We start from the raw sequence: 19,976 nt of genomic DNA, 5'->3' as shown, positions 1-19,976 counted from the left end.
TTGAAAATAGGCAATTACTCATCAATAGATATGGATATCATTTATGGAAACACACAATTACCAGATTGGTATTGAAATTAACACTCATCATATCAATGCAGTTTTGGTATTTCAGCAGAATAATCAATGGAAGATCAGTGCATTTTGGCAATTCCCTTTACCTCTTAATGACGATTTGAATGATATAAAATTAAGAAAAATCCTAATAGATTGGCGTAAAAAATTACCCTCTGTTAATAATGTTACGCTTTCTCTACCGGATATTTATGAAAATTATCAAATTATCCCACTACCTCATGCTATTTCCCTTACATCAGCAGCATGTTATCGGTTAGCGCAACTACGAGCCACATCTTACACACAAAACACGAAAATCCCTGTTAATTTTGATTATCGGCAAAATAAAGGGAAACTCGCTATTCATCTATGTCATAAACCAATTTTAGATAAGTATATTGACTTATTTTCTCGAATAAACTTAACAATAACTGCGATTGATACCCCTGCATGTGCACTACGCTACTTAGCAACTTACCTTGATATCTCACCTCAAGATCCACTTTTATACTGTAAAAACAAAATGCTACTTTGGGTATCATCTGATGAAAACATGCCCCATTACGGCTCTCTCGCCTATGAAAACCAACAAGAACAACAAGCATGTATTGACCAGTTAATAGAAAAATATCATTGGTCATTAGAGCACTGTTACTTAACGGGTGATAATGAGGAGTATTTTAGCCAGTTAATGCCTATTTGGCCCTGTCATTCCCACGACTTATTTAAAATAACGTCAAATAAAGATCTCATTCCACTTATTGCTTTGGGTTTGGCATTACGCCCTGAAGAGGTGTTATGTACCAAGTAAATTACCTACCTTGGCGCCACCGGTTATTTAGACAGAAAGCAATGTTATGGCTTTCTCAAACGCTATCATTGGTCACAATCACTTTCGTTATTTGTAGCTATTACACTTACCATCTGACACAAAAACGAACACTCATAACGACACAACAACGTCAAACACAACAACAAGAAGATTTATTACTAAAACAGCTCGATATATATCAAGAACAAAGAAAGCAGACACTTTTACACTATCAAAACTATTCACTCTATTATCAAAACTGGCTGCGCTATTTACATTACATTCGCTTCTTTCGAGCTATCGAAACGCATCTTCCTTCAACAGGTTGGATTAACCACTATGATGAAGCAGATAATCAACGCTCTCTGTATCTCACTCTCCCCAATACACAATCACTCTCCTTTATTACCAACCTTAAAACTCACCCTATTTTATCCTCTTTAACATTGAGTTATTTAAAACAAAGCAAAGCTGATCCGTCTTATACAGAAGTACACTTAAACGGAAAATCAGAAGAGCAAGATCGAGGGTACGAAAATGAAGAAGATGAGGGAATCCAATGAAAATAAATGCACAATGGTTGTTATTTATTGCATTTTTACCTAAGTGGAAACTCACTTTATTGAGCTTAATTATACCTTTTATTACCTTTCTATTTTATTACCTCTTTATCTACACAGACTACCAACAAGAGATAACCCAACAACATATAGAAATTGCACAAAGGCTAAAGCGCATTAATCACCATCAAAGTACGTTAGAGACAATGCCTTCTATTAATTCACTGATCACACAGCAAATAGATTATGACATCCCATTAAATAACTCACCAGTTAGTGAGCAATTACAACGCTTACTGATGGCTTATCACTTTATACCGGAGACTTGGGAAGTTATGCCTAACTCTTTATATAAACTTACTTTTACTTTGTCTTACTCACAATTTTTAGCGCTATTGGAATACCTTAATCAAACGAGTTTAGCGCTTATTTCTCTGAATATTATTCCAATAGAAACCCATTTAATTTCAGTAAAAATGAGCCTTACAGAGCTAAGTTATCCTAGCGCAATACAGGGTGATATATCATGAAGATAGGAATTTTAATTATCATCTTATGTATGACAACCGCCATTTGGGCTCACACCAGAGATCCCTTCTTTCCTGAGAATATTGATGATGAAAAAATATCATCCACCTTTATTGAAGAGCGAACATCAATCACAGAACAACCTGAAGAATTACATCACCAACTTTATTCTTTAAATTATGCTGATGCTGAGAAATTAGGTGAACAACTAAGTAATCATACCATTCCATTACTTAGTCAGCAGGGACGTGTTATTGTAGATAGTGAATCAAATAGTCTTTCTATAGTTGATAATAGTAAGACACTGTCTAAAATTGAGGATTGGTTAAAATTACGGGATACTCCGCAACAACAAGTTCATATCACCGCACATATTGTGAGTAGCAGTCAGGATGCTTTAAATGAATTAGGTACTCAATGGGGATTACAAGCATTAAAAACACAAACCGAAGCCACATCTACAATACCTAATGCTATTCCAACAACCCCTTCACTTTCTGCATTATCACTCCATCAAAACACCAAAAACCCCCTTCATTATATTGCATTTAATATTGCCAGAATTAATGGGCGTCTATTAGAACTTGAATTAAGCGCGTTAGAGCAAGAAAAACAGTTATCTATTATTGCAAGTCCACGGCTAACGACCGTTCATGAAAAAACAGCATCCATCAAACAAGGAACGGAGATCCCCTATGTCAGTCGAGATAATGAAATGACACGAGTTCAATTTAAAGAGGCTGTCTTGGGTATGGAAGTAACCCCCATGATCCAAAGAAATAAAAAGATAAGATTAATACTTAAAATTAGTCAAAACACACCGGGTATTGCACTTGTTCAAGGTGGAAGTGAACATCTATCTATCGATAAACAAGAGATCAGCACAGAAGTAACTATTCGTGATGGAGAAACCATTATGTTAGGTGGAATATTTCAACAAAAACAGCAAGAACACACGGCAAAGATCCCTTTCTTATCCTCTATTCCATTCTTAGGGGCATTTTTTAGTCATAAAAGAGATCAACACAGTCGCCATGAATTGGTTATTTTTATTACACCCAAATTAATCTAATTTTTTATGCAATAAATACTTTTATCATAAAATACAAGGCACTATATGTTTTTTACTAGGATTAAACTGAGAGTTATTCATTGTTTTTTCTTATAATCAGTATTTATAGATTTGACGATGAGGACGATTTAGCTTACAAGGGTTAGCTAATTTGAGTGGGCCTGAAACATCACAATAAAAATACGGATACATTTTATGCACTTCCTCTATTCTTGGAGGTAGGGTTTTTTATATGTAATATTGATCGATTGATGACGAAAAAGACAATATTATCAGATGCGGTTTTCCGACTAAATTGTGTTAGAATCTCTGCGTTGCCAACAAAGATAATTACTTTTTTTAGTAGTTTTTGTTATGTACTGTGGGCAAAGGGATTTTTATCCTATGTTGTCGCTTATGACAGCATGTGGTTATTTTATAGCGATCTACTGAAAGAACTCAGTCTTATTGTGAGAGTAGATAACAAATGTTATCAGGTGTGCATTAGATAAACACTCATAAATTTCAGTTTAGGTCCCGTCGCTGAATGAATTTGGCGGGGCGGGTTATCATTAACGAATATCTTAGTAATACCAAAAACATGGCAGAGAAACGTAATATCTTTCTGGTTGGGCCTATGGGTGCCGGCAAAAGCACTATTGGTCGTCAGTTAGCTCAACAACTTAGTATGGAGTTTTATGATTCCGATCAGGAAATTGAGCGGCGTACAGGTGCGGATGTAGGTTGGGTATTTGATGTTGAAGGCGAAGAAGGCTTCCGTCAACGAGAAGAGAAAATAATCAACGAACTTACTGAAAAACAAGGCATTGTACTTGCAACAGGTGGTGGTTCGGTGAAATCGCGAGAAACCCGTAACAGACTATCTGCACGTGGTGTGGTTGTTTATTTAGAAACCAATATTGAAAAACAACTCGCTCGTACCCAACGTGATAAAAAACGTCCTTTATTGCAAGGTGTTGAACCTGTGCGCGATGTCCTAGAGACATTAGCTGAAGAACGTAATCCTCTTTATGAAGAGATTGCTGACATCACTATTCATACTGATGATCAGAGTGCAAAAATTGTAGCCAATCAAATAATTGAATTATTAGAACAAAACTAATAAATTCAGCTATTTATAAGGTTAAGTAAAGACAATAAGAAGAAGGCCACTGTTATGGAAAAAATCACTGTCACATTAGGTGAAAGAAGCTATCCCATTACCATTGCTTCTGGCCTTTTTCATCAAAAAGATACCTTTTTACCTTTAAAATCAGGGCAGCAAGTTATGATAGTCACAAACGTGACGCTTGCTCCACTCTATTTAGAAAAGGTAACAGACACCTTAAAAAAACAGGGTGTTTTGGTTGATAGCGTGACTTTACCTGACGGTGAACAATATAAATCGCTTGAGATCATGAATGATGTCTTTACTGCATTATTAGAAAAAAATCACAATCGAGATACAACACTTATCGCATTAGGCGGTGGTGTTATTGGGGATCTAACGGGTTTTGCCGCAGCAAGCTATCAACGCGGTGTTCGCTTTATCCAAGTACCAACCACACTCTTGTCACAAGTCGACTCTTCTGTTGGTGGAAAAACTGCAGTTAATCACCCTCTTGGCAAAAACATGATTGGTGCGTTTTATCAGCCCGCTTCTGTTGTTATCGATCTCGATTGTCTTGCCACATTACCGCCTCGTGAACTTTCATCGGGTTTAGCTGAAGTTATTAAATATGGCATCATTTTAGATAAAGACTTTTTTATCTGGCTTGAAAATAATATTGATAAACTCTTAGCTCTTGATCCTAAAGCCATGGCATTTTGTATCCGTCGTTGCTGTGAATTAAAAGCTGATGTCGTTGCTGCTGATGAAAAAGAAACAAGTGGTTTACGCGCACTACTCAACCTTGGCCATACTTATGGACACGCCATTGAAGCTCATATGGGATATGGTGTTTGGTTGCATGGTGAAGCCGTTGCCGCAGGTATGGTAATGGCGGCAAGAACATCTCAAGCGCTTGGTCAATTCACGGAAGAAGAGACTCAACGTGTTATTCAATTGCTTGAGAAAGCCAATCTCCCCGTCAATGGCCCTATTGAAATGACACCTGATGACTATTTACCTCATATGATGAGAGATAAAAAGGTATCTGGCGGCAAATTACACCTTGTTTTACCAAAAGGTATTGGCCAATCTGAATTGCGTGCCGATATTACTCGCGAACAAGTCCACAAAGCGATAACATCTTGCATTAATGCAAATTAAGCTCCCCATTACCTGACAAGAAATAAACCGGAATATTCATTTAAGGAAAATTCTGGTTAATATTGTCAAATGCAACGTTTCAGAAAAAGCGTTTCATCCTTATACTATGAGGTAATGGCTAAGGCTGAATAGAATATTTTTCGCTTTTTGACGCTCTGACGGAGGGCATAATGGACGAGTTCAAACCTGACAATGAAACCAAGGGTGATAATTCACTCAAACCTGATACATCGGATAGACCTGAACGTCGAACCAACCGACCTCGTAGCAATCCATTAAAAAACGCACGATTCTCTGTATCCCGTCAACAGATGATGATTGGTGTAGGTGTTTTAGTCCTTATTCTGCTAATTATCGCAATAAGTTCAGCATTAAAATCACCAGAAACAACTGAGCCTACCTCTCCGGCCAATACAGAAAGAAATATCGATCTGTCTCAGCAACCGTCATCCGTTACGCCTTCAGAAAATGGTCAACCATCAACACCTCAATCTATTTCTGGGCAAGATATACAACCTGCGACACCACCTTCACAAAATTTACCTCCAATGATTGATTCGCAAGGTCAACGAGTAGAGATCCCTGGAGATATTGTTGATTCATTAAATCAACAACAAGCGGGTATTAATCAAGCAACTAGTCAGCAGTTAAATGCTCAACAACCCAAACCGGTACAGCCTGTTACACAACCTCCTGTCACCAAACCTGTACAAAAACCGGCTGAAGTAAAAACACCACCGGCAAAACCAGTGACACCACCAGCAACAACGCAACCTAAACCTACAACGACTAAACCTGTTGTTTCAGGTTCATTATCAGCAGGTAATTTAAATGCGATCCCTGCCACTAACTATACGTTACAATTAAGTGGTGCAAGTCGCCAAGATACCTTAGAGGCTTTCGCTAAAAAGAACCTCAATGGAAACTACGCTATCTATAAAACTCAGCGTAATGGCAACCCTTGGTATGTACTCATCTATGGTAACTATCGTAATATAAGCGAAGCTAAACAGGCAGTTTCTTCATTACCTGCACCGGTACAAGCGAAACAACCTTGGGTTAGACCGATGAAACATGTTCATCAGGATCTAAAAAAATAATTAAGACGAAGTTCACCGCTGATATGCTGTCTGAAACAGAGTACAATCGGCGACTCTGAAACGATTGAGAAATTTGGACGGCATGAAAAAAAAACGCGCATTCCTAAAATGGGCTGGTGGTAAATATCCTTTGGTAGATGACATTAAACGTCATCTGCCTGAGGGTAATTGTTTAATTGAACCTTTTATGGGTGCCGGTTCTGTTTTTTTGAATACAGAATACGATTCATATATTCTTGCCGATATAAATAGTGATCTAATTCATCTCTATAATACGGTAAAGCAACATCCTGAAAAATTTATGAAGGATGCCCGCTTATTATTTACCCCTCAAATGAATATCGCAGAAGAGTTTTATCAACTACGACAAGAATTTAATCGTTCAACGGACGCTTATCAGCGTAGTGTGTTATTTCTCTATCTTAACCGTCATTGCTACAATGGGCTGTGTCGTTATAATTCAAAAGGCGAATACAACGTCCCTTTTGGTCGTTATAAAAAACCTTATTTTCCTGAAGCAGAGCTAATCTGGTTTTCTGAAAAAGCCCAAAAAGCCGAATTTGTTTGCCAAAGCTATTCATCAACTATGACAAATGCAGAAAAAGGCGCTGTCGTTTATTGCGATCCACCTTATGCACCATTATCACAGACTGCAAATTTTACGTCATACCATACAAATAGCTTTAGTTTTCAAGAGCAGGAACATCTGGCTCAACTTGCCTCAATGCTGGCTTACGAGAGACAGATACCCGTGTTAATATCAAATCATGAGACTGCGTTAACAAAAGAGTGGTATGTAGACGCAAAAGAGCTACACAGTGTGAAAGTCAGAAGAACAATCAGTAGCAACACACTCGGTCGTAGCAAAGTGAACGAATTACTTGCCTTATATAAATAATCGTTAACACCTCCCGACAATGGGAGTGTTGTCTGGAGAATGCGATGAAAGATTTTCTGATTGCCCCTTCTATTTTATCCGCTGATTTTGCTCGCCTTGGTGAAGATACTGAAAAAGTGCTCGCAGCAGGTGCAGATGTTGTCCACTTCGATGTTATGGATAACCACTATGTTCCTAATCTGACATTTGGTGCGCCAATTTGTAAGGCTCTGCGTAACTACGGTATTACAGCACCTATTGATGTTCATCTAATGGTTAAACCCGTTGACCGTATCATCCCCGATTTTGCAAAAGCGGGCGCAACTTATATCTCATTTCACGCTGAAGCCAGTGACCACGTCGATCGTACTATTCAATTAATCAAAGATTGTGGTTGTAAAGCAGGCTTAGTGCTTAATCCAGCAACCCCATTAAACTATCTCGACTATGTTATGGATAAATTGGATCTTATTCTGCTGATGTCTGTTAACCCAGGCTTTGGTGGGCAATCATTTATTCCTAATACCCTCGATAAATTACGCCAAGTTCGTAAGATGATTGATGATGGTGGTTATGACATTCGTTTAGAAATTGATGGCGGTGTCAAAGTCGATAATATTGCTGAAATAGCGCAAGCTGGCGCTGATATGTTTGTTGCAGGCTCTGCTATTTTCAATCAGCCAGACTATAAGCATGTTATCGACAATATGCGCCGTGAATTAGAAAAGGTATCGTAATGACAGATAAAAAACTCAAAGGTATCCGTGCTATCGCCTTTGATCTTGATGGCACTCTCACCGACAGCGCTGTTGGTCTTACAGAAGCAACAGACTATGCATTAAAAGCAAAAGGCTTCCCGCCTGCTGGCAAACATAATGTTACTATTTGGGTTGGGAATGGCGTGGATATGCTACTGACACGCGCTTTGCACAATGCGGGTGTTGAAGATGTGACTGATACCTTATTAAAAGAGATGCGTGATCTTTTTGATGAACATTATGCAACCTCAGTCAAAACGGGTAGTGATTTATTCCCTCACGTTAAAGAAACCCTTGAAGTATTAGCTTCACACAATATTCCTCTGGGTATCGTGACAAACAAACCAACACCATTTATTGCACCATTACTACAACAACTGGAAATTGAAAAATATTTTTCCTTAGTGTTAGGTGGCGATGATGTGAAAGAAAAAAAACCGCATCCAGCACCATTATATTTAACAATGGGCACGTTTGGTGTTAAAAAGGAAGAACTCCTTTTTGTTGGGGATTCTCGCAACGATATTATTGCAGCACAAGCGGCTGAATGCCCTTGCGTAGGTTTAACCTACGGCTATAACTACGGCGTACCTATTGCAGACAGCAAACCTGATTTTACTCTCGATAATTTTGCTGACTTGCTCTCTATCCTCGATATCACGCCAATGACAACTGTGGAACAGAATTAAAATGACGACTTCAGTAGAAAAAACGGCACAAAAGCCAATTGTATTCAGTGGTGCACAACCTTCTGGTGAATTAACTATCGGAAACTATATGGGTGCACTACGTCAATGGGTACAAATGCAAGATGACTATGATTGCATTTACTGTATCGTTGACCAACACGCTATTACAGTGCGCCAAGATCCTAAAGAGTTAAGAAAAAGAACCTTAGATACACTGGCTCTGTATCTTGCTTGTGGTATTGATCCAGAAAAAAGCACTATTTTTGTTCAGTCACATGTTCCACAACATGCACAATTAAGCTGGGCACTTAACTGCTATACCTATTTTGGTGAATTGAGCCGAATGACTCAATTTAAAGATAAATCAGCACGTCACTCTGAAAATATTAACGCAGGGTTATTCGATTATCCTGTATTAATGGCAGCGGATATTCTGATTTATCAAACAAACCAAGTGCCTGTTGGTATCGACCAAAAACAACATCTTGAATTAAGCCGTGATATTGCTCAGCGCTTTAACGCTATTTATGGCGATATCTTCACCGTACCAGATCCTTTTATTCCAAAAGGCGGTGCTCGTGTAATGGCATTACAAGATCCGACTAAAAAAATGTCTAAATCTGATGATAACCGTAATAACGTTATCGCATTGCTAGAAGATCCAAAAGCAGCGGCTAAAAAGATCAAACGTGCAATGACAGACTCAGAAGAGCCACCTCGTGTTATTTACGATCTTGAAAACAAAGCAGGTGTCTCTAACTTACTCGATATTTTAGCGGGTGTTACAGGTAAAACGATCCCTGAATTAGAAGCTGAATTTGAAGGCCAAATGTACGGTCATCTAAAAGGTGCTGTCGCTGATGCAGTATCTGAAATGCTAACCAACATTCAAGAACGTTTTAACACTTTCCGTAATGATGAAGCACTGCTCAATAAAATCATGAAAGAAGGTGCTGATAAAGCCAAAGCTCGCGCTCAAGCAACCTTGGACAAGGTTTATGACGCGATCGGATTTATTGCACATCCGTAATTTTTCATTAATACATAAAAACACCTCGCCTATTTTTAGGGAGGTGTTTTTTAGTAAAGAGGAATTATTGGGTTCTTAATACTACAAGCTAATTTTTATTAATAATAATATTAATTATCAACAAGTTAACTATTTACTCTTTAAATAACCGTCGATTAAAACTCTCAATGGTTTGATTTTGCAGTCTTAATTGCATAGTCTTGCTCCAACTTGCTGATAATCCTGCGACACTTAATAGACGATGATAAAGCTCTTCATCGAATGGCATATGAAAAGCAATCGAAATCGCTTCTTTAACAGAGACATCGCTGTTTCTTGAAACCAAGACAAGAGGATGATGACTGCCTGTTTCACCTGTACTCACAACACGATATAACCAGCCACAATAACCACTATCTTGCATAATTTGCGAAAAGTTACTGACTTCTGTCACAGTGTTAAGTTTGTAGCAAGGAGAGCGAGGTTGAGTAACTTGAATTAATGCTGTTCCCCACTGATAAATATCACCAATAAAAACATTCTCTTCTGTCATACCTGTTGTTGAGATATTTTCACCAAATGCAGGGGCATGAAAAAAATCTGTCAATTGTGGGAATTGCTCAGCCCAATAAAGATAATGCTCTTTAGGATAGTGACAAAGTGCACGATCAGGACCACCGTGAAAACTCTTTTCTGCTTGCTCATCACCTTCTAATCCTAGTGATGTTAATTTGATATGACCATCCACCAACCTTTTGGTGATCGCACTAGTAAATCCATTAGATGTTGTTGTGATATTACCGATAAAAACACTAGGAAAATAACGCATAGCTCACTACCTAAACAGAAAAGAATAACTCATAGTAAAGATAGTGTTCAAAAGAAACAATGCCAACATTTGTCGGCATTGAAAATATAAAAGAGAAAGGAAGTTATTAACTCAATTATACTTTGCTCTGAAAACGCTTTTGCGCTTCATCCCAGTTAACCACTGACCAGAACGCTTTAATATAATCAGGGCGACGATTTTGATATTTTAAGTAGTAAGCATGCTCCCACACATCTAACCCTACAATTGGGTAACCAGATGCGCCAGCTAACTCTTCACCCATTAATGGGCTATCTTGGTTCGCAGTAGAAACAACCGAAAGTTTGCCATCGTCTTTTAATACTAGCCAAGCCCAACCAGAACCGAAACGGCTAGCCGCAGCTTTTTCAAATAACTCTTTAAAGGCATCAACACTACCAAAATCACGTTCAATCGCGTCTTTTAGCGAGCCTTGTAATTGAGTACCTAGCTTCAGACCTTTCCAGAATAATGAGTGGTTAGAGTGACCACCAGCATTATTACGTAGAAAAGTACGTTGATCAGCAGGGACTTTATGAAGATTTTTAACTAACTCATCAATTTCTAAGCCAGCAAGCTCAGGCAATTTTTCTAATGCTGTATTGGTATTATTAACATAAGTTTGATGGTGCTTAGTATGATGAATTTCCATTGTACGCTCATCAAAGTGAGGCTCTAATGCATCATAAGCATAAGGCAGTGCAGGTAATGTATAGCTCATATTAATCTCCAGTGCTGTTTTATCTTGGATCACACCATGTGATTTATCTTTTCATTTCATTATAGTGAAAAAAACGTTAATGAAAATCATTATCATATCCATATTATTTTTGTGGTTTTTTTTATCCAGCACGGTTTAATTAATTTTCACAGTATATTATTTTAATTTAAAAGCGTTCTATTAAATGATAATCCTATTAAACAAGAAAATAATAGATAAATAATGCTCTACTCGCTTTAGCACTAATTGAACATTCCATGAAAAGCATTTCCATTAATTCGTGATCTTCTGCGCAAAAAAGAAACAATCTTTATTTGCCCTCTTTTGTTAACGACTTTTTGACATAGTATTAACAATAGTGAGGAGAACTATTATGACAAAAATAAACCAACATCATATTCCTGCAAGCATTGCAGAACATGCCCTGATCAATAAAGAGCAATACCAAAAAGATTATGAATTATCCATCAAAAACCCTGAGGCCTTTTGGGCAGATAAAGGGAAAATCATTGACTGGATAAAACCATATACCGTGGTAAAGAATACTTCTTTTGACCCAGGCCATGTACGCATTCGCTGGTTTGAAGATGGTCAGCTAAATATCAGTCAAAACTGTCTTGATCGCCACCTTAAAACACGAGGAGATCAAGTCGCCATTATTTGGGAAGGTGACTCACCTAATGAATCGAAAAAAATCACTTACAAACAACTCCATCAAGATGTTTGCCAATTCGCTAATGTATTAAAAAACTTAGGTATTAAAAAAGGCGATGTTGTGGCGATTTATATGCCAATGGTGCCAGAAGCTGCGATTGCTATGCTCGCTTGTACTCGTATTGGAGCTATCCATTCTGTTATTTTTGGCGGTTTCTCTCCTGAAGCTGTAGCTGGTAGGATCATTGATTCAAAAGCTAAATTAGTGATCACTGCTGATGAAGGATTGCGTGCGGGCCGCGCCATCCCTTTAAAGAAAAATGTTGATGATGCTTTAAATCACGCTGATATCCCTCCTATTAATCATGTAGTGGTATTTCGTCGAACAGGACATACCGAACAATGGATTGAAGGACGTGATGTTTGGTGGGATGAAATCATTCAAGATGTCAGCACAGAATGTGATGTTGAAGTTATGGATGCAGAAGATCCACTCTTCATTCTGTATACCTCCGGCTCAACAGGTAAACCTAAAGGTGTACTGCACACAACAGGAGGCTATCTCGTTTATGCTTCAATGACCTTTAAATACACCTTTGATTATCACGAAGGCGATATTTATTGGTGCACCGCTGACGTAGGTTGGGTAACAGGACACAGCTACTTACTGTATGGCCCTCTTTCAAATGGTGCTACTACTGTTATGTTTGAAGGTGTTCCTAATTATCCATCAGTTAACCGTATGGCTCAGGTCGTTGATAAGCACCAAATCAATATTTTATATACTGCACCTACCGCAATCCGTGCATTAATGGCTGAAGGTGATAAGGCGATTGAAGGCACTCAACGCACCTCTCTGCGTATTCTAGGCTCTGTAGGTGAACCTATTAACCCAGAAGCATGGGAATGGTTCTATCAAAAGATGGGGCGTAGCCAGTGTCCTATTGTTGATACATGGTGGCAAACAGAAACCGGTGGTTTCATGATAACCCCATTACCAGGTGCAATGGATCTAAAACCAGGTTCAGCAACACGTCCTTTCTTCGGCGTTCAGCCAGCAATAGTCGATAATATGGGAGAAGTACAGCAAGGGGCTTGTGAAGGCAACTTAGTGATTACTGATTCTTGGCCTGGTCAAGCAAGAACACTTTTTGGTGATCATGATCGTTTTGAACAAACTTACTTCTCAACCTTTAAAGGTATGTATTTCTCTGGTGACGGTGCTCGTCGCGATGAAGATGGTGACTATTGGATAACAGGGCGAGTTGATGATGTCTTGAATATTTCAGGTCACCGTTTAGGAACAGCAGAGATTGAATCCGCTCTTGTTGCACATCCTAAGATTGCGGAAGCCGCAGTAGTTGGTATTCCTCACAATATTAAAGGGCAAGCTATTTATGCTTATGTCACTTTAAATCACGGTGAAGAACCAACACCTGAACTTTACACTGAAGTTCGCAACTGGGTACGTAAAGAAATTGGGCCAATAGCCACACCTGATATCCTACATTGGACAGATTCCTTACCTAAAACACGTTCAGGGAAAATTATGCGCCGTATCTTGCGCAAGATTGCCTCTGGCGACACAACTAACCTCGGGGATACCTCAACACTCGCCGATCCGGGTGTTGTAGAGAAACTGTTAGAAGAAAAACAGTCTCTATCACTTACTGCTTAATACACAACAAATAGCTGTCATTTAAAAAAACGTAATACGACAAAGCAAAGGCATGAAAATGCCTTTGCTGAGCTCTCTTACCTAAAAATCATGAAATGCGGGGGATTGAAACCTCTAAATCAAGTGATAAACCAAACAATTATATAGAGGAGAACTCTGATGAATGCCAATATTTATCAAGAGATAGAAAATAACCCTCGCTTTAAAGAACTGGTTAAAAAACGTAGTCGTTTTTCATGGACACTTTCGATTATTACGCTCGTTATGTATGTCTCATTTATCTTACTTATTGCGTTCTATCCACAATGGTTAGGTACGCCGCTGTATGAAGGAAGCTACATTACACGAGGTATTCCTATTGGTATGGGCTTAATCATCGCCTCATTTCTATTAACAGGCGTTTACGTTATTAAAGCCAATACAGAGTTCGACAAACTTACCGCTGAAATTATTGAAGAGGTAGAAAAATGAGAAAGTTACTCTATGCAATAAGCTTATTTTTCCTCTCCTCAACGGTTGCTTATGCTAGCGCAATAACAGAAGGAGGAGAGAAACAACCTATGAATATTCAGGCCATTATAATGTTCCTAATATTCGTAGGATTAACGCTTTACATCACTTATTGGGCATCTAAACGCACCCGCTCTCGTGCTGATTACTATACTGCTGGAGGGAAAATTACTGGCTTTCAAAACGGTATGGCGATCGCAGGTGACTTTATGTCTGCTGCCTCCTTCTTAGGGATCTCCGCACTAGTTTATACCTCTGGTTATGATGGACTTATCTATTCAATTGGATTTCTGATTGGTTGGCCTATCATTCTTTTTATCATTGCTGAGCGCTTACGTAATTTAGGGCGTTATACCTTTGCTGATGTTGTCTCCTACCGTTTAAGCCCAAAACCTGTTAGAACACTCTCAGCTGTTGGATCACTGGTTGTTGTTGCACTTTATCTAATTGCACAAATGGTAGGTGCTGGAAAATTAATCGAACTTCTTTTCGGCTTAAATTACCATATTGCTGTTGTGCTAGTCGGTATTCTAATGGTGCTATATGTTTTATTCGGTGGCATGCTAGCCACCACATGGGTTCAAATCATTAAAGCTATTTTATTACTTGCAGGTGCTAGTTTTATGGCTGTTATGGTTATGAAAGCCGTCGATTTTAATTTCAACACCTTATTTAAAGAAGCAGTTAGTGTGCACTCAAAAGGGTTCTCTATCATGAGCCCAGGTGGTTTGGTTTCTGATCCTATATCTGCTCTATCTTTAGGTCTTGCACTTATGTTTGGTACCGCGGGACTTCCTCATATCATCATGCGCTTCTTTACTGTTAGCGATGCAAAAGAAGCCCGTAAGAGTGTTTTCTATGCAACAGGTTTTATCGGTTATTTCTATATCCTTACTTTTATTATTGGTTTCGGCGCTATCTTACTCGTTAGCCCTAATCCTGTGTTCAAAGATGCCGCTGGTGCTTTAATAGGTGGAACCAATATGGCGGCTGTTCACTTAGCAGATGCTGTTGGAGGTAATTTCTTCTTAGGCTTTATCTCAGCTGTTGCCTTCGCCACTATTTTAGCCGTTGTAGCAGGACTAACTTTGGCGGGTGCATCTGCCGTATCACATGATCTCTACGCCAATGTAATTAAAAATGGTCATGCGGATGAAAGACAAGAACTAAAAGTATCTAAAATTACTGTAGTTATCTTAGGTGTCGTCGCTATTGGTTTAGGTATTTTATTTGAAAAGCAAAATATTGCCTTTATGGTGGGATTAGCTTTCTCTATTGCGGCAAGCTGTAACTTCCCAATCATATTGTTATCTATGTATTGGAAAGGACTTACAACGCGAGGTGCTGTCGCGGGAGGATGGTCTGGTCTATTAGTTGCAGTCACGTTGATGATTTTAGGACCAACAATTTGGGTAAGTATTTTAGGCCATGAAAAACCTATTTATCCTTATGAATATCCAGCATTATTCTCAATAATTATTGCTTTTGTTGTCTCGTGGCTTTTCTCTATTACAGATAAATCATCTTTAGGTGAACAAGAGAAAGCAAAATTCCAAGTACAATTTATTCGTTCTCAAATTGGCTTAGGCATTGAACAAGGTAAACAACACTAACAACCTAAAATAATGTTATCTTTCTAAATAAAAGTAACCCCGAAGTGATTTTCAACTTTGGGGTTATTCATTTTCAACATTTTTATCAATTATCATAAGAATCTCGATTATATTTCTATCATTTACTTATTTAGAATAAATTTAAGCTTCAACTACATATCTATACGATTGTTTAAATAACTTATTATTAGTTATTCCATTATTATAAATAGGAAGATAAATTAATTTAAAATCAATTAATTACAAATAAAAATAAACACAATTTATTTGCTATATCACATATTAATAAACTCAAAAAGCCCAAAATAGTGAGGAATAACCATAATAATAACAATTTCAGACACACTTCAGCCAAACAAGGCTTGTATTGTCAAAAAGTAAATGGTTAACTTTTTATTCTACATAAGAAGAGGTGGTAGTTTTTAAATAGATTATGTCTCCGTTAACTCATTACGCACTTTTATTTTTCTTATCTATAGCACCAGCAATATTGGGTGGTTCAACGCTGTATATAGAACAAAAAATCTATATTGTTCTTATTGGTTGGCTACTTATGCTGATGTGTAGTGGCATTTATCGTTCTGTTTTTGGAAAAATAATAACCTTTATTATTAGTGCATTATGGGCTTTAAACCTTTCTATTTCTCTGTTTTTTTATCGTGAACACGATATTGCTTTTTCATCATCTATTGCTGAAACTTTTATTAATACTAACGGTAGTGAAACTGTTGGTATGCTCTCTTATAATAAGTACTATGTCTTATTTTACCTATGTGCTTTTGCCATTTACTATTTTCTCATCCATAAAACGGCTCGAGTCTCTGATCTAAAAACAGCAAAAAAAAGTGTGATTGTATTTGTTATATTAATCGCCATTATTCCAATATATAAAAACTTAGCATTAAGAAACGATAACAAAAGTAAATTACTTGCAGAATATGCTCTTTTAAATACCCCTTTTTATAATGCTGCAGCGCTTGTCCGAACCTTCCATGAAAATCGCCAAATTAGAAAAATTGCTACTCAGAAAGTAGAGTATCAATATAATAAAAGTAATGATAATACAGAAGTTTATATTCTTATTCTTGGGGAATCAGTTCGCAGAGATCATCTAGGAATTTATGGCTATCAGTACGATACAACGCCTAATTTGATGAAAGAAAAGAGTAATCTTATCCTATTCAATCAAGTTTATTCCCCAGCACCAGTAACTATTCTTTCTGTACCCATTTCACTCTCAAATATAAGATTAGAGCAGTTACAAGATAAAAATCATTATGCTGATAATATTGTTTCTCTCGCGAATCACGCCGGATTTAAAACATATTGGCTAAGTAACCAAGGTAAAGGTAATCAAAAAACCAGTGTTATTTCTGTCATTGCTAATATGGCTCAAAATAAAAAGTGGAATGAGTTTATCGGTTATGATGAAGAACTACTTCCTTATTTAGATCAGGCTCTCAATGAACCTTCTACACAGAAAAAACTAATTATCTTACATACATATGGTAGCCATGAACCAGCCTGTAATCGGTTTCCAAATCAATATTTAAAGAAATTCACGCAAGAAGATGATGATAACTGCTATGACAGCTCTATCGCTTATACAGATAAATTAATTAATGACATTATTGAGAGAGTCAAAGACAAGCCAGCTTCTATTCTCTACTTTGCAGATCACGCTTTACAGCGTCTCGATAAAAATAGAGAGGTTCGTTATCATCATGGCGTAAATACACCACGAAAAGAAGCTTATGATATACCGCTATTTATTTGGTATAGCCCATCATCTATTAAACCTATTATTAATGATGATGTAGTGAATAAACCTTATTCAACGGTAAATAACTATTGGCTGTTAAGTAGTTGGCTTGGGATAGAACATAATTCACCCCAAAAGTGCCATTCACCATTAAATGAATGCTATCAGCCTAAATCACAAATAACGGTTATTGATGGGAATAAAAATCTCTTAAACTATGATGTATTAAGTTCAGAAGAGCAGACACCACAATAATATTCTCGTCAAAAATATCTAAATACGAAATACACTTAATAATGAAAAGTGTATTTATATTCTCATTATTTATTTCTAATAAGATCTATCTGAGATGACAAGAGTTGAAAATAGCAGAATGCTAGGTATCAAATTAAGTGATGTTAGAAGAGGATAACCACGCCAATGAAATACCATAAATAGGGTTTAATTGCGTTAAAAGTGGCAATTTTATTGAGGAATATAACAACAATAATAGTTTTTTATTCGGAGTAGCTAAACCTACAAACGCAAAAAAGCCAACCCATTGGGTTGGCTTTTTCGTCTTATTTAATGCCTGGCAGTTCCCTACTCTCACATGGGGAGGCCCCACACTACCATCGGCGCTACAACGTTTCACTTCTGAGTTCGGCATGGATTCAGGTGGGTCCGCTGCGCTATGGCCGCCAAGCAAATTCTGTTTAATTACCCGTTACTTCGATTTCTCTTCATAACCAGCAATTTTCAATCTTAAAACAAGCTTACTTCATCTACTCTTTGTCTCTCAGACAAAACACCTTCGGTGTTGTCAGGTTAAGCCTCACGGTTCATTAGTACTGGTTAGCTCAACGTATCGCTACGCTTACACACCCAGCCTATCAACGTCTTAGTCTTAAACGTTCCTTTAGGTCACTCAAGGTGACAGGGAAGACTCATCTCGAGGCAAGTTTCCCGCTTAGATGCTTTCAGCGGTTATCTCTTCCGCACTTAGCTACCGGGCAATGCCATTGGCATGACAACCCGAACACCAGTGGTGCGTTCACTCCGGTCCTCTCGTACTAGGAGCAACCCCTCTCAATCTTCCAACGCCCACGGCAGATAGGGACCGAACTGTCTCACGACGTTCTAAACCCAGCTCGCGTACCACTTTAAATGGCGAACAGCCATACCCTTGGGACCTACTTCAGCCCCAGGATGTGATGAGCCGACATCGAGGTGCCAAACACCGCCGTCGATATGAACTCTTGGGCGGTATCAGCCTGTTATCCCCGGAGTACCTTTTATCCGTTGAGCGATGGCCCTTCCATTCAGAACCACCGGATCACTAAGACCTACTTTCGTACCTGCTCGAGCCGTCACTCTCACAGTCAAGCTGGCTTATGCCTTTGCACTAACCGCATGATGTCCGACCATGCTTAGCCAACCTTCGTGCTCCTCCGTTACTCTTTAGGAGGAGACCGCCCCAGTCAAACTACCCACCAGACACGGTCCCCGATCCAGATTATGGACCTAGGTTAGAACATCAAACGTTAAAGGGTGGTATTTCAAGGTTGACTCCATGCAGACTGGCGTCCACACTTCATAGTCTCCCACCTATCCTACACATCAAGGCTCAATGTTCAGTGTCAAGCTATAGTAAAGGTTCACGGGGTCTTTCCGTCTTGCCGCGGGTACACTGCATCTTCACAGCGAGTTCAATTTCACTGAGTCTCGGGTGGAGACAGCCTGGCCATCATTACGCCATTCGTGCAGGTCGGAACTTACCCGACAAGGAATTTCGCTACCTTAGGACCGTTATAGTTACGGCCGCCGTTTACTGGGGCTTCGATCAAGAGCTTCTCCCTAAGGATAACCCCATCAATTAACCTTCCAGCACCGGGCAGGCGTCACACCGTATACGTCCACTTTCGTGTTTGCACAGTGCTGTGTTTTTAATAAACAGTTGCAGCCAGCTGGTATCTTCGACTGGCTTCGGCTCCGTCCGCGAGGGACTTCACTTACCGCCAGCGTGCCTTCTCCCGAAGTTACGGCACCATTTTGCCTAGTTCCTTCACCCGAGTTCTCTCAAGCGCCTGAGTATTCTCTACCTGACCACCTGTGTCGGTTTGGGGTACGATTGTTGGTAACCTGAAGCTTAGAGGCTTTTCCTGGAAGCAGGGCATCAATTGCTTCACCACCTTAGTGGTTCGTCATCACACCTCAGCATTAAGTGACCGGATTTGCCTAATCACTCTGCCTACATGCTTGAACCGGGACGACCGTCGCCCGGACAACCTAGCCTTCTCCGTTCCCCCATCGCAGTTACCACCAGTACGGGAATATTAACCCGTTTCCCATCGACTACGCTTTTCAGCCTCGCCTTAGGGGTCGACTCACCCTGCCCCGATTAACGTTGGACAGGAACCCTTGGTCTTCCGGCGTGCGGGTTTTTCACCCGCATTATCGTTACTTATGTCAGCATTCGCACTTCTGATACCTCCAGCAT

The 19,976-nt window shown here is 38.9% G+C and carries 17 protein-coding genes and 2 rRNA genes; 15 read left to right on the top strand and 4 right to left on the bottom strand.

The window, feature by feature from the left end; translation table 11 throughout:
* Positions 1–43 precede the first annotated feature (43 nt).
* From GWJ01_RS03895 to trpS, 11 genes are all read left to right on the top strand, one after another.
* Positions 44–868 carry a hypothetical protein gene (locus GWJ01_RS03895; protein ID WP_109401672.1) on the top strand — a complete coding sequence of 275 codons (825 nt, stop codon included), beginning with the start codon at positions 44–46 and terminating at the stop codon, positions 866–868.
* Positions 856–1,431, top strand: a complete 576-nt coding sequence (locus tag GWJ01_RS03890) for a fimbrial assembly protein (protein ID WP_109401673.1) — start codon at positions 856–858, stop codon at positions 1,429–1,431. Before GWJ01_RS03895 ends, GWJ01_RS03890 begins: the two co-directional genes overlap by 13 nt.
* Positions 1,428–1,958, top strand: coding sequence for a hypothetical protein (locus GWJ01_RS03885; protein WP_109395201.1), 531 nt, complete (start codon positions 1,428–1,430; stop codon positions 1,956–1,958). The genes GWJ01_RS03890 and GWJ01_RS03885 overlap by 4 nt, the downstream gene beginning before the upstream one ends.
* Positions 1,955–3,028, top strand: coding sequence for a type IV pilus secretin PilQ (gene pilQ, locus GWJ01_RS03880; protein ID WP_109401675.1), 1,074 nt, complete (start codon positions 1,955–1,957; stop codon positions 3,026–3,028). Before GWJ01_RS03885 ends, pilQ begins: the two co-directional genes overlap by 4 nt.
* Before the next feature lie 580 nt (positions 3,029–3,608).
* Positions 3,609–4,130, top strand: a complete 522-nt coding sequence (gene aroK, locus GWJ01_RS03875) for a shikimate kinase AroK (RefSeq protein ID WP_036914409.1) — start codon at positions 3,609–3,611, stop codon at positions 4,128–4,130.
* Positions 4,131–4,184: 54 nt separating this feature from the next.
* The gene (gene aroB, locus GWJ01_RS03870) at positions 4,185–5,279 is read left to right on the top strand and encodes a 3-dehydroquinate synthase (protein ID WP_161710718.1); all 1,095 of its coding nucleotides are present in this window, start codon (positions 4,185–4,187) and stop codon (positions 5,277–5,279) included.
* A 170-nt stretch (positions 5,280–5,449) separates the two neighbouring features.
* A complete protein-coding gene (locus GWJ01_RS03865) occupies positions 5,450–6,379 on the top strand; it encodes an SPOR domain-containing protein (protein ID WP_109401677.1) in 930 nt (309 codons plus the stop codon).
* Positions 6,380–6,461: 82 nt separating this feature from the next.
* Positions 6,462–7,277: an adenine-specific DNA-methyltransferase gene (gene dam, locus GWJ01_RS03860; protein ID WP_109395197.1), complete on the top strand. Its 816-nt coding sequence runs from the start codon at positions 6,462–6,464 to the stop codon at positions 7,275–7,277.
* A gap of 44 nt (positions 7,278–7,321) precedes the next feature.
* Positions 7,322–7,993, top strand: coding sequence for a ribulose-phosphate 3-epimerase (gene rpe / locus GWJ01_RS03855; protein ID WP_075672600.1), 672 nt, complete (start codon positions 7,322–7,324; stop codon positions 7,991–7,993).
* Positions 7,993–8,703, top strand: a complete 711-nt coding sequence (locus tag GWJ01_RS03850) for a phosphoglycolate phosphatase (protein WP_109401678.1) — start codon at positions 7,993–7,995, stop codon at positions 8,701–8,703. Before rpe ends, GWJ01_RS03850 begins: the two co-directional genes overlap by 1 nt.
* A gap of 1 nt (position 8,704) precedes the next feature.
* A complete protein-coding gene (gene trpS / locus GWJ01_RS03845) occupies positions 8,705–9,733 on the top strand; it encodes a tryptophan--tRNA ligase (RefSeq protein ID WP_075672602.1) in 1,029 nt (342 codons plus the stop codon).
* Between the two features lie 133 nt (positions 9,734–9,866).
* On the opposite strand, the gene yiiM is transcribed toward trpS, so the two are convergent.
* Together yiiM and sodA are read right to left on the bottom strand one after the other, a co-directional pair.
* Positions 9,867–10,541 carry a 6-hydroxyaminopurine reductase gene (yiiM, locus tag GWJ01_RS03840; RefSeq protein ID WP_109395195.1) on the bottom strand — a complete coding sequence of 225 codons (675 nt, stop codon included), beginning with the start codon at positions 10,539–10,541 and terminating at the stop codon, positions 9,867–9,869.
* Positions 10,542–10,656: 115 nt separating this feature from the next.
* Positions 10,657–11,280: a superoxide dismutase [Mn] gene (gene sodA / locus GWJ01_RS03835; protein WP_161710717.1), complete on the bottom strand. Its 624-nt coding sequence runs from the start codon at positions 11,278–11,280 to the stop codon at positions 10,657–10,659.
* 373 nt (positions 11,281–11,653) lie between these two features.
* Here sodA and acs point away from each other — a divergent pair, with 373 nt between their 5' ends.
* The 4 genes from acs to GWJ01_RS03815 all read left to right on the top strand — a co-directional run bounded on the left by acs (position 11,654) and on the right by GWJ01_RS03815 (position 17,752).
* On the top strand, positions 11,654–13,612 hold the full coding sequence (acs, locus tag GWJ01_RS03830; RefSeq protein WP_109395193.1) for an acetate--CoA ligase: 1,959 nt from the start codon (positions 11,654–11,656) through the stop codon (positions 13,610–13,612).
* 159 nt (positions 13,613–13,771) lie between these two features.
* Positions 13,772–14,083 carry a DUF485 domain-containing protein gene (locus GWJ01_RS03825; protein ID WP_075672606.1) on the top strand — a complete coding sequence of 104 codons (312 nt, stop codon included), beginning with the start codon at positions 13,772–13,774 and terminating at the stop codon, positions 14,081–14,083.
* Entirely contained in the window at positions 14,080–15,735 is a 1,656-nt protein-coding gene (locus GWJ01_RS03820; RefSeq protein ID WP_109401680.1) for a cation acetate symporter, read from the top strand. The genes GWJ01_RS03825 and GWJ01_RS03820 overlap by 4 nt, the downstream gene beginning before the upstream one ends.
* A 433-nt stretch (positions 15,736–16,168) precedes the next feature.
* Positions 16,169–17,752 (top strand): phosphoethanolamine transferase, encoded by a 1,584-nt coding sequence (locus GWJ01_RS03815; protein WP_109401681.1) that lies wholly within the window; start codon positions 16,169–16,171, stop codon positions 17,750–17,752.
* A gap of 314 nt (positions 17,753–18,066) precedes the next feature.
* Here the strand turns inward: GWJ01_RS03815 and rrf are convergent.
* Positions 18,067–18,182: ribosomal RNA gene (rrf, locus tag GWJ01_RS03810) — 5S ribosomal RNA — on the bottom strand.
* Between the two features lie 118 nt (positions 18,183–18,300).
* Positions 18,301–19,976, bottom strand: a 23S ribosomal RNA gene (locus GWJ01_RS03805); the annotation flags it as partial.

The sequence above is a fragment of the Proteus sp. G2618 genome (genome assembly GCF_009915995.1).
Taxonomy (GTDB): Bacteria; Pseudomonadota; Gammaproteobacteria; order Enterobacterales; family Enterobacteriaceae; genus Proteus; species Proteus terrae.
Note: the sequence above shows the minus strand (reverse complement) of the source record. Positions and strands in the feature narration are given on the sequence as shown.

Coding starts and splice junctions, on each gene's coding strand:
- GWJ01_RS03895 (WP_109401672.1), top strand. CDS start 44: ATGGAAACACACAATTACCAGATTGGTATTGAAATTAACACTCATCAT.
- GWJ01_RS03890 (WP_109401673.1), top strand. CDS start 856: ATGTACCAAGTAAATTACCTACCTTGGCGCCACCGGTTATTTAGACAG.
- GWJ01_RS03885 (WP_109395201.1), top strand. CDS start 1,428: ATGAAAATAAATGCACAATGGTTGTTATTTATTGCATTTTTACCTAAG.
- pilQ (WP_109401675.1), top strand. CDS start 1,955: ATGAAGATAGGAATTTTAATTATCATCTTATGTATGACAACCGCCATT.
- aroK (WP_036914409.1), top strand. CDS start 3,609: ATGGCAGAGAAACGTAATATCTTTCTGGTTGGGCCTATGGGTGCCGGC.
- aroB (WP_161710718.1), top strand. CDS start 4,185: ATGGAAAAAATCACTGTCACATTAGGTGAAAGAAGCTATCCCATTACC.
- GWJ01_RS03865 (WP_109401677.1), top strand. CDS start 5,450: ATGGACGAGTTCAAACCTGACAATGAAACCAAGGGTGATAATTCACTC.
- dam (WP_109395197.1), top strand. CDS start 6,462: ATGAAAAAAAAACGCGCATTCCTAAAATGGGCTGGTGGTAAATATCCT.
- rpe (WP_075672600.1), top strand. CDS start 7,322: ATGAAAGATTTTCTGATTGCCCCTTCTATTTTATCCGCTGATTTTGCT.
- GWJ01_RS03850 (WP_109401678.1), top strand. CDS start 7,993: ATGACAGATAAAAAACTCAAAGGTATCCGTGCTATCGCCTTTGATCTT.
- trpS (WP_075672602.1), top strand. CDS start 8,705: ATGACGACTTCAGTAGAAAAAACGGCACAAAAGCCAATTGTATTCAGT.
- yiiM (WP_109395195.1), bottom strand. CDS start 10,541: ATGCGTTATTTTCCTAGTGTTTTTATCGGTAATATCACAACAACATCT.
- sodA (WP_161710717.1), bottom strand. CDS start 11,280: ATGAGCTATACATTACCTGCACTGCCTTATGCTTATGATGCATTAGAG.
- acs (WP_109395193.1), top strand. CDS start 11,654: ATGACAAAAATAAACCAACATCATATTCCTGCAAGCATTGCAGAACAT.
- GWJ01_RS03825 (WP_075672606.1), top strand. CDS start 13,772: ATGAATGCCAATATTTATCAAGAGATAGAAAATAACCCTCGCTTTAAA.
- GWJ01_RS03820 (WP_109401680.1), top strand. CDS start 14,080: ATGAGAAAGTTACTCTATGCAATAAGCTTATTTTTCCTCTCCTCAACG.
- GWJ01_RS03815 (WP_109401681.1), top strand. CDS start 16,169: ATGTCTCCGTTAACTCATTACGCACTTTTATTTTTCTTATCTATAGCA.